The organism is Spiroplasma sp. ald, from assembly GCF_044714355.1.
Lineage (GTDB): Bacteria > Bacillota_I > Bacilli_A > Mycoplasmatales > Mycoplasmataceae > Spiroplasma > Spiroplasma phoeniceum.
The window spans coordinates 1-9,523 of record NZ_RXFY01000037.1; the positions used below are offsets into that span (position 1 = coordinate 1).

At 28.5% G+C, this 9,523-nt stretch carries 7 protein-coding genes; 1 reads left to right on the top strand and 6 read right to left on the bottom strand.

Going from position 1 to position 9,523, the window contains the following annotated elements; translation table 4 throughout:
• Positions 1 to 318: 318 nt before the first annotated feature.
• The 6 genes from rpmG to parE form a co-directional block, all read right to left on the bottom strand.
• Entirely contained in the window at positions 319 to 468 is a 150-nt protein-coding gene (gene rpmG, locus EHU54_RS02840; RefSeq protein WP_400248828.1) for a 50S ribosomal protein L33, read from the bottom strand.
• Positions 469 to 580: 112 nt separating this feature from the next.
• On the bottom strand, positions 581 to 1,363 hold the full coding sequence (locus EHU54_RS02845) for a hypothetical protein (RefSeq protein WP_400248829.1): 783 nt from the start codon (positions 1,361 to 1,363) through the stop codon (positions 581 to 583).
• Positions 1,311 to 2,111, bottom strand: a complete 801-nt coding sequence (locus EHU54_RS02850; protein WP_400248830.1) for an ATP-binding cassette domain-containing protein — start codon at positions 2,109 to 2,111, stop codon at positions 1,311 to 1,313. The genes EHU54_RS02845 and EHU54_RS02850 overlap by 53 nt, the downstream gene beginning before the upstream one ends.
• Before the next feature lie 81 nt (positions 2,112 to 2,192).
• The gene (gene parC / locus EHU54_RS02855) at positions 2,193 to 5,615 is read right to left on the bottom strand and encodes a DNA topoisomerase IV subunit A (protein WP_400248831.1); all 3,423 of its coding nucleotides are present in this window, start codon (positions 5,613 to 5,615) and stop codon (positions 2,193 to 2,195) included.
• Between the two features lie 2 nt (positions 5,616 to 5,617).
• Positions 5,618 to 6,511, bottom strand: a complete 894-nt coding sequence (locus tag EHU54_RS02860) for a hypothetical protein (protein WP_400248832.1) — start codon at positions 6,509 to 6,511, stop codon at positions 5,618 to 5,620.
• Between the two features lie 11 nt (positions 6,512 to 6,522).
• Positions 6,523 to 8,460 (bottom strand): DNA topoisomerase IV subunit B, encoded by a 1,938-nt coding sequence (gene parE / locus EHU54_RS02865; RefSeq protein ID WP_400248833.1) that lies wholly within the window; start codon positions 8,458 to 8,460, stop codon positions 6,523 to 6,525.
• Between the two features lie 129 nt (positions 8,461 to 8,589).
• Between parE and plsY the strand changes: the two genes are divergently transcribed.
• Positions 8,590 to 9,381, top strand: coding sequence for a glycerol-3-phosphate 1-O-acyltransferase PlsY (gene plsY, locus EHU54_RS02870; protein ID WP_400248834.1), 792 nt, complete (start codon positions 8,590 to 8,592; stop codon positions 9,379 to 9,381).
• The last annotated feature ends 142 nt before the right edge of the window (positions 9,382 to 9,523 follow it).

Consider the following 9,523-nt stretch of genomic DNA (forward strand, 5'->3'; position numbering starts at 1 on the left):
TTCTGAAAATACTGTAAAATAGCTTCTTGTTTTAAAAGATTATAATCATCAAGACTAATTTTCTTAATGATTTTTTGTCTTAACTGATTAATTTGGTCTTGATCAATAATTGTAGCTTTTCGAATCATTCGTGCTTCCTTCCTTTCACATTTTTCCTTTGCTATTTTAAAATAATCAAAAAAAAAAAAAAAAAACACCGATATGAAAGTATTATTATCTACTTTACCTTAATCATAACATAAAACCTGTTAATCCAAACAAATGTTAACTCTAATCTTTGCTAAAAATAATTTTAAAAAAATAACTCATTTTAATGAGTTATTTTTTTTCTTTATGTAAAGTATGTTGGTTACATTTTGAACAATATTTTTTCACTTCTAATTTGTCGTGTTGTTTCTTTTTGTCACGTTTTGCAATGTAGTTTTCTTCCTTACATTGTTCACAACGTAAAATTATTCCTTCACGCATTTGTTTACTCCTCTTTTCTACTTAAATCTTATTCTTCCCGAATTTTACAACAAGTATATCATAGCAAAATAATTTAAATTTGCCAATTATTTTCGTTGCTTTCCGCATTTTTTTAATTATCTCAACGAAAAATTCGAACAATTAACCATATTAAGAGGCCAGTTAAAACAACTGAACCCAACATAACACCACAGCCAATACTTAAGCCCTTGATTGATAAAATTGCTTCTTTATAGTGCGCACCAAATAAAGCCGGAATAAAAGCTACAAATAAGAATGAACCTCCAACAAATAAAATTGTTAAAATGGTAGTTACTATTGATTGCATTGTTCGTGAATTAATTAAGATAACAGCAATAATCATTAAAGCAATTGCAAAAGCAGTAATAAAAATTGAAATAATAAAAAACAAAAGAACAATTAAATTATACGCAACAGCAAAATTAATCTTTAACACCGCATTAATAATGAAACTAGTAATTAAAACTAGGACATCAGCAATTAGTACTAAGGTAAAACAATAAGCGTAAACAATTAAAACAAAACCTAATGGTTTAATTCCTAATAATCCAATGCGTTTATAGACAACGGACATTTTTAAATCAATTAAAAAACCCATTAACATATATACAGCAATACTTGCCCCCGTTGCAATAAAAGTAACTCCGATTGATAGTGCCTTAACATTCGGTCCTTGGCGGTAGTTAACAAAAATTGCTTGGCAAAGAATTGCAATTGGAATTAGTACAACGGAAAGAATTAAAACCATTTTTTGGCGTCGCAAATAACTTAGAAAAAAACGATATAGGGCTGATAAATTAACTTTTTCATTAACTAATCAACTATTTTTTATTTTTATCGATGTATTTTGCTCAGTTTTTCGCTCATTTGTCATGTTCGATTGCTCCTGTTCTATAGCCCTGTTTATAAGCGCCAATTTGATATTCTTTAAATTGATCTTTGACAAAAGCTTCAACACTGCCATATTCGGCAACAACATCAACTACTTTTGTTACTTTTGTAATTTCTCCTGCAACCATAAAAATTAAAGTATCACAAAACTTCTCAATTTCTTCCATATTATGCGAAATTAATAATAATGCTTTATTTTCATTTGCTAAAAAAACACTTAAAATCTCATATATTTTATCTTTAATTTCTAAATCTAAGCGTGTTGCTAATTCATCAAGAATAATCAAATCTGGGTCAACAATTAATGCTAATAAAATATTAATCTTTTGTTGTTGTCCGCCAGATAATTTTGAAATATCCTCGTTCATAATTTTTTCAATTTGTAAATTTAATAAAAGTTGATAAATGTTTTCTGGTGGAATTAATAAATTATAAACTTTTAAATACAAATTTAAAATATCATAACCAGTAATTCCACGAGGATATTTAGATTCTTGCAATTGCATCCCAATCCGAATTCCAACTTGTTTTTCACTGCTGCTATTGGAAACACGACGTAATTGAGCTAAAATCTCACATAGAGTTGTTTTCCCTGTTCCATTTGGTCCAACAACTCCAATTCGATCTCCTTTTTGTACAGTTAAACTGACATTTTTTAAGACATGTTGTTTTCGATAAAATTTATTAATATTAGTACATTTAACTAAAAAGTCTGTTCCCAAATTAGTCATTTTTTATTCACTCCTCGTGTTTTTATCTTTCATTACTAAAATTATATATTAAAAATCAGCCAATTTTGACTGATTTTTAATTTATTTTTTACTTTTATCTAAAATATCATGAATAGTTAATTGTAATTCTTTTGTTTCATCAATTGCTAAATCTTTTTTAAAGTTAGCTTTCGTTACTCTTTTATTTTTAATTTGTTTAAAATCAACTTTTTGCATTGTTTGCTCATGATTATTTGAAGAAACATTTCTTAAGCCAACCTTAATTGTTCCAGCTGGAGCTTGTTCAATTGCTTTTAATCATTCTGTTCGTGATTTTGCTTTAATAATAGGTTTATCTTTTTCGCTATTATTAAACTCAAAATTAATTTGTTGTTGTCTATTTTTAAGCAGAGTTTCCACTGTTGTGACCACTTTTCCAAAAGATGGTTTTTCTTCGTCAAAAGACGGAACTGTCGGTTTTATATTTTTTTGTTGATTATTTTGTTGTGCCTGTGCTTTTACTAAAGCTACTTTAGCTTGCTCACGTTGTTTCTTTTCAATTAACATATCTGCTGTTGTTTTTACTTTTCCAAAAGTTTTGCGAACAAATAATGGCGATGGTTCTTGTTCAGGTGCAGATACGATTGTACTAGTTTCCACATTTGTTGAGGTTTGTTCTAATTGTCGTTTACTTTGTTGTTCTTTTCGAACTTTCTTTTTTGTTTCTTTTATATTTTTATTTTTCTGGCGCATTTTTTCTCCGCGTGGTTTACCCACAATGTTTTTGTTAATTGTTTTTTTACTATTTGCATGATAGTCAAGCGTTGTTATTGGTTCTGCTGTTGCAATAACTTGCTCAACTTGATAAATTTCTTCTGGTGGAATCATTAATGCTAATTTAACATTAGGATCACTTTCCTCATCGTTAGTATTTTCTGAGGTGATTGTTTCCTGATTATAACTTTTTTCATTTGGTTCTGTCTTATTAACAGCAGCATTATTCGTTGGTTTTGTTAATTCAATTAGGGCTTTGAGATTGTTTACATTATCATGTTCATTATGATGAAGCGGATGCTTTTTTGCAGCTGCACTACTAATTTCTAATCCTTTTTTTGATGGGATTAGTTTTAAATCATAATAATGGGGAATAACAATATCAATAATATTTTCAAAGCCTAACGTATGATTAGCAGTAATTAATTTATGAATAGGCATTTTATCAGTATTAAATATCTCACTTTCATCATTTTGATTTAACATATGTAAAATATCTTTCCCTTTTGTTAAAAACGTTCAGCGGACAAGTTCATTAATATCTTTATTTAACTTATATAATCGTGTTCCTTTTACTGGCCGTGTTGATGTAGGAATTTCTGTTAAATCAATTTTTTTCCCAGTATTAAGATTAGTAATTAATACTAAATTATCATCTTCACAATAACCCGCATTAATAACTACATCATCATGTAGATTAATTGATTTTACCCCTGCTGTTCGTAACCCTAATGTGGGAATTTGTTTTTTACGATATTTAACAATAAAACCGTTTGCTGTTGTTATGACAACATATGGATGATGATCAGCTAATTGGCTAGCAACAACTTCATCATCATTTTTTAAATTAATAGCTTTAAGAGCTTTGCTAATTCGTGTTGCTTCAAAATCTTTAACAGCTGTCTTTTTAATCATTCCATTTTTAGTTGCCAACATAATGTATTGTTCTTTTTTATTAAAATCATTTAATAAGAAAGCACTAATAATTTTTTCTTCTCCTGGTAACTCAGAAATAGTATTAACATGTTCACCAATATCACGTAACCGAACAGTTTTAATTTTATAAACTGGAATAATAACATAATTTCCTTTTGAAGTAATTAATAAAATTTTATCAGAAGTATTAGCTTGAAAATCAGCAATTCATAAATCTCCTGGTTTTCGTTTAAATTCTTCAGTTGCTAACCGTGCTAATTGATTATTTTCTAACGCTTTTAAATACCCGTCTCGTGAAATTCAAATGTTCAAATCTTTTTCAATAATTGTTTCTGTTTTTTGAATTTCAATTGCTTCAATTTCATTCTCAATCACACTACGACGACGTGAAACAAACTTTTTCTTAATTAATTCTAATTGGTGAATAATAACACTATTTAATTTATTAATATCACGTAAAATTGCTTTTAATTCAGCAATTGTTGCAATTAATTCTTTTTGTTCTGCTTTTAATTGTAAAATATCTGTTGAAGTTAACCGGTATAATCGTAACTGGACAATTGCTTCGGCTTGAATTTGGGTAAAACCAAATTTTTTCCCTAAATTATGAATTGCATCACTGCGATCTTTTGAATGGCGAATAACGGCAATTATTTCATCTAAAATACTAATTGTTTTGATTAACCCAGCAACAATTTCTGAGCGTTTTTTTGCACGTGCTAATTCAAAACGAGAACGATGAGTAACAACTGCTTGTTGATGTTCAACATAGTGGGTTAAGATTTCCTTTAATCCTAATTGTCGTGGTTGTTTATTTGCAATAGCAACCATATTAAAATTATATGAAATTTGTAAATTAGTATTTTTTAATAAAAATTTCCGTACGGTTTCAACATTAGCTTGTTTACCTAATTCAATCACAATTCGTAACCCTTCGCGGTCTGTTTCATCACGAACTTCCTTAATATTTAATCCTGGTTCATTATATTTAATATCATCAACCTTTTTAACTAAGTCTTGTTTAATAACTTCATATGGAATTTCAGTAATTACTAAAGCATTGTTTTCAAATTCAATTTTGCTACGAACAATAATTTTGCCTTTTCCTGTTTGATATGCCTCTAAAATTCCACTTTTTCCCTGAATAATCCCCCCCGTTGGGAAATCAGGTCCTTTAACATATTTTACTAAATCCTTAACCGTACTGTCTGGTTTTTCAATAAAATGAATTGTTGCATTAATAATTTCATGTAAATTATGTGGTGGAATATTTGTTGCATATCCAGCAGCAATTCCAGTTGAACCATTAACTAATAAATTTGGAAATAAAGCTGGTAATACAACAGGTTCTTGTTCTGAATCATCAAAATTAGGAGCAAAAGCAACTGTTTTTTTATCAAGATCTTGTAATAAAAATGAGGAAATTTCACTTAAACGAGTTTCAGTATAACGCATTGCAGCCGCTGGGTCCCCATCAATTGAACCATTGTTTCCATGCATATCAATTAATGGATAACGGACCTTTCAATCTTGCGATAACCTTACCATTGCATCATAAACTGATGTATCACCATGCGGATGATATTTACCAATTACTTCTCCGACAATCCGTGCCGATTTTTTATAACTCGTATTAAAAGTTAATCGTAATTCATTCATTGCAAATAAAATACGACGTTGCACTGGTTTTAAACCATCACGAACATCAGGCAAGGCTCGATCTTGAATAATATATTTGGCATAACGACCAAAGCGTTCTGACATAATATCATTTAAACTATAAACTAATTCATTTTCTTTTTCGTTATTACTCATTTTTAAATTCCTCTCTGTAAATCAACTTTCATCATTTCATTCTTGATTATAAACTTTTTATAATCAATTTGATAAAATAACTTTTGCCCTAATTTTGTTAATATTCAATAATCCTTATGTTTATCATAAGTAAAGAGTTGCTGTTGATGAGTTAATAATAACAATGTCCGGAAATATGCTAAGATTCGGTCATTAAGATTATTACAAATTTCCATTAACTGTAACAACTCTGCTAAAATATTTGTTTTGATTATAAATTCTTGTTGATAATAAATTGTTGTTGCTGATTTAATCATATATTTACCCATTTTAGATAACCAATCAATTTCACATTGATAAAATAGGGTTCCTTCAATTAATAATAATTTATAAATTGTTAAATTTAATGTATTTAATTGTTGATTAATTTTTAGTGGTAAATTGTTAGGTTTAATTAATGTTCTTTTTTTAATATTAATTCCCATATTAATTTTTTGCCAAGCAAATAAAATTATTAATATATTATAATAGTCTAATTCAAATGCAACAATTTTATCGTTAAAAAAATGAATGCCTTCTTTTGTTAACAAGTACAAGTTACTACTTGGTTCTAATTGATAAAGCGGTGTTACTTGTTGCATAATTTTTTTTCAAAAAACTTCTTTTTCCGTAGTTTGTTGCGCTGCTAATAGTAAACTTTCATAACATCAATTTAATGCTATTTCATCTGCTATCGCAAGTTCAATCGTTGTTTCAATTGTATTTTCACTATCTTCACTGCCATTACTTGTTCAAACTTCTAATGTCAATCTTGTTTTTGTTTCTTTAATAAGTCATAACTGAAAATTTTGATATTGACTAAGAGTTAGATTGGTTTGATTTAGGGTATTAATTAATTTTTTGATTGCTTGTAACATTGTTGTCCTACTTAATTAATGATTGCTTGAAAATCATCTTCTAAAGTAAATTTAACATTTTCATCAATTCAATCTTTTCGTTTTTTAGCATCATCTCCCATTAAGGTGACAATCCGTTTTTCAGCCATAACAGCATCATCAATTGTTACTAAAATTAGCTGACGAGTTTGGGGATCCATTGTTGTTTCTCATAATTGTTCTGCGTTCATTTCCCCTAGCCCTTTATAACGCTGTAATTCAAATTTACCATGAAATTGACTTAATTTATTTTTTAATTCTGTTTCATCTCATGCGTATTCAATATGTTTATTTTTGGTGCTAGTAATTTTAAATAAAGGTGGTAAAGCAAGATAAACCCGATGATTTTCAATTAATGGTCGCATATAACGATAAAAAAATGTTAGCAATAAAGTTTGAATATGCGCACCATCCGTATCCGCATCAGTCATAATAATTACTTTGCCATAATTGGCATCATTAATATCAAAGCCATTTCCGACTCCAGCCCCAATTGCATTAATCATTACATTAATTTCTTCATTATTCATTAAATCTTGAAGTTTTGCTTTTTCAGCATTAATCACTTTCCCGCGTAACGGTAAAATTGCTTGAAAACGACGATCACGTCCTAACTTGGCACTTCCTCCCGCCGAATCTCCTTCAACTAAAAAAATTTCATTATTAAATTTATTTCGATTTTGAGCTGGGGTTAATTTTCCGGTTAATAAGCGATCACTATTACCACGTTTTTTGCTATTACGAGCTGCTTCGCGTGCTTTCCGAGCCTCTTCACGAACATTACGAGCTAATAATGCTTTTTCAATAATAGTATAAGCATTTGTCTTATTTTCTGTTAATCAAAATCCAAATTGCTTAGCTACAATTGTTTCAACAACAAGTCGTGCTTCATAAGTTCCTAATTTTCCTTTCGTTTGACCTTCATACTGAATTAAATTTTCAGGAATTTTTACTGAAACAATGGCTGTTAATCCTTCCCGTGTATCAACCGAATCAAGATTCTTATCTTTTTCTTTTAATAAACCTTCTTTGCGAGCATAATCATTAATTACTTTTGTTAATCCTGTTCGGAATCCAGCAACATGACTGCCACCTTCACTTGTTTTAACATTATTGGCAAAACTAAGTAAATTTTCATTAAATTCAGTTGAATATTGTAACGCTATTTCAACTTCAATTTGTTTTTCTATCCCTTTTAACATAATAATTGGAGTAATACTTTTTTTACCTTCATTCATATAAGTAATGAATTCTTCCAAACCATTATTAAATAAATATGATACTTTTTTATCAGTGCGTTGGTCAGTCAATGTCAACTTAACCCCACTATTTAAAAATGCTGATTCACGAATTCGTTCTGAAATTGTGGAAAAAGAAAAATCAATTACTTTAAAAATCTTATGATCAGGTAAAAAAGTAACTGTTGTTCCTGTTTTTGTTGTTGTACCAATTTTTGTTAACGGTTCTTTAACTTGCCCACCATTCGCAAATTTAATACTTCAAACTTTGTGGTCACGATAAATTGTGACATCAAAAGTTGACGATAAAGCATTAACAACAGAAGAACCAACACCATGTAATCCTCCTGATGTTTTATAACCATCACCACCAAATTTTCCCCCAGCATGTAAAACTGAAAAAATTACTTCTGGCGTTGATTTACCAGATGAATGAATTCCGGTTGGAACACCACGACCATTATCTGCCACCGTAATCGCATTATTTTTATAAATAATAATATCAATTTCATTACAATAACCAGCTAATGCCTCATCAATTGAATTATCAATAATTTCTCAAACTAAATGATGTAATCCACGAACATCAGTTGAACCAATATACATTCCTGGACGTTTTCGAACCGCATCTAGTCCTTCTAAAATCTGAATTGATGATTCATCATACTTTAATGTTTTATCTTCAATACTCATATTCTCTATCATTCCTTTTAAATATAATTTTCACTATTAATATTTTATATTATAATGCTTTTATTTACAATTATTTACTAAATTATTTCTAATTGCTATATAATATAATAGTAAAAGAGAGGTGAAGGAATGACATTATATGGATATTTAGGGACAGCTATTACGGCAATAATTGGTTACTTAATTGGTTCTTTTAGTTGATCAATCTTTATTAGTAAAAAAATTTATAAAATTGATGTGCAAGATTATCATTCTAAAAATGCCGGAGCTACAAATACTAGTCGTGTTTTAGGAAAAAAATGAGGTTTTGCCATTATGTTTTTAGATATGCTAAAAGTTACTATTACAATGTTTATTGCCTTTGGTATTAGTTGTATTAATATTAATGGGGTTAATTTTGGTTCAACTAGTTATTATATTCCAGCTTTTTTTGTTTTAATTGGTCATTCTTATCCAATTTATTATAAATTTAAAGGCGGTAAAACAGTTTCATCTTTTTTAGGGTTATTATGAATGACTAACCCATATTATTTTTTAATTGCTACAGTTGTTTGATGAAGCACAATTTTTATTTGAAAACGAGTTTCTGTTTCTTCAATTTTAGCAGCATTTTTTACAGGAGCATTATGTTGAATCCCACAATTAAGTGGCATTGATGTTATTAACTTTAATGGTGATTTACTTCAAAATTCTCATCTTGTTTGAGTGAATTACTTACATTATGTTAATTATGATAATTACTATGATAGTTTAGCTTTAATTAATATTATTATTACTTTAAGTGCTATTTTCTTAATCTTAAAGCATCATCAAAATATTGTTCGTTTATTAAAAGGAACAGAAAAACCTTATGATTTTAAAGGGAAATCTGATTTAGAAAATGGTAATCTTCCAAAACATAATCAAATCAAAAAACATTAATGAATTATCCATAGTTTTAATTACTTAATAATTCTAATTGAAAAATGCTTTCATTAGACTTCTTGCATAACCTAGTTATTTTAAAATTCCTATAAAATATATTTAAAATAGAAATTATAGGAATCTAAAATTATGAAATTTG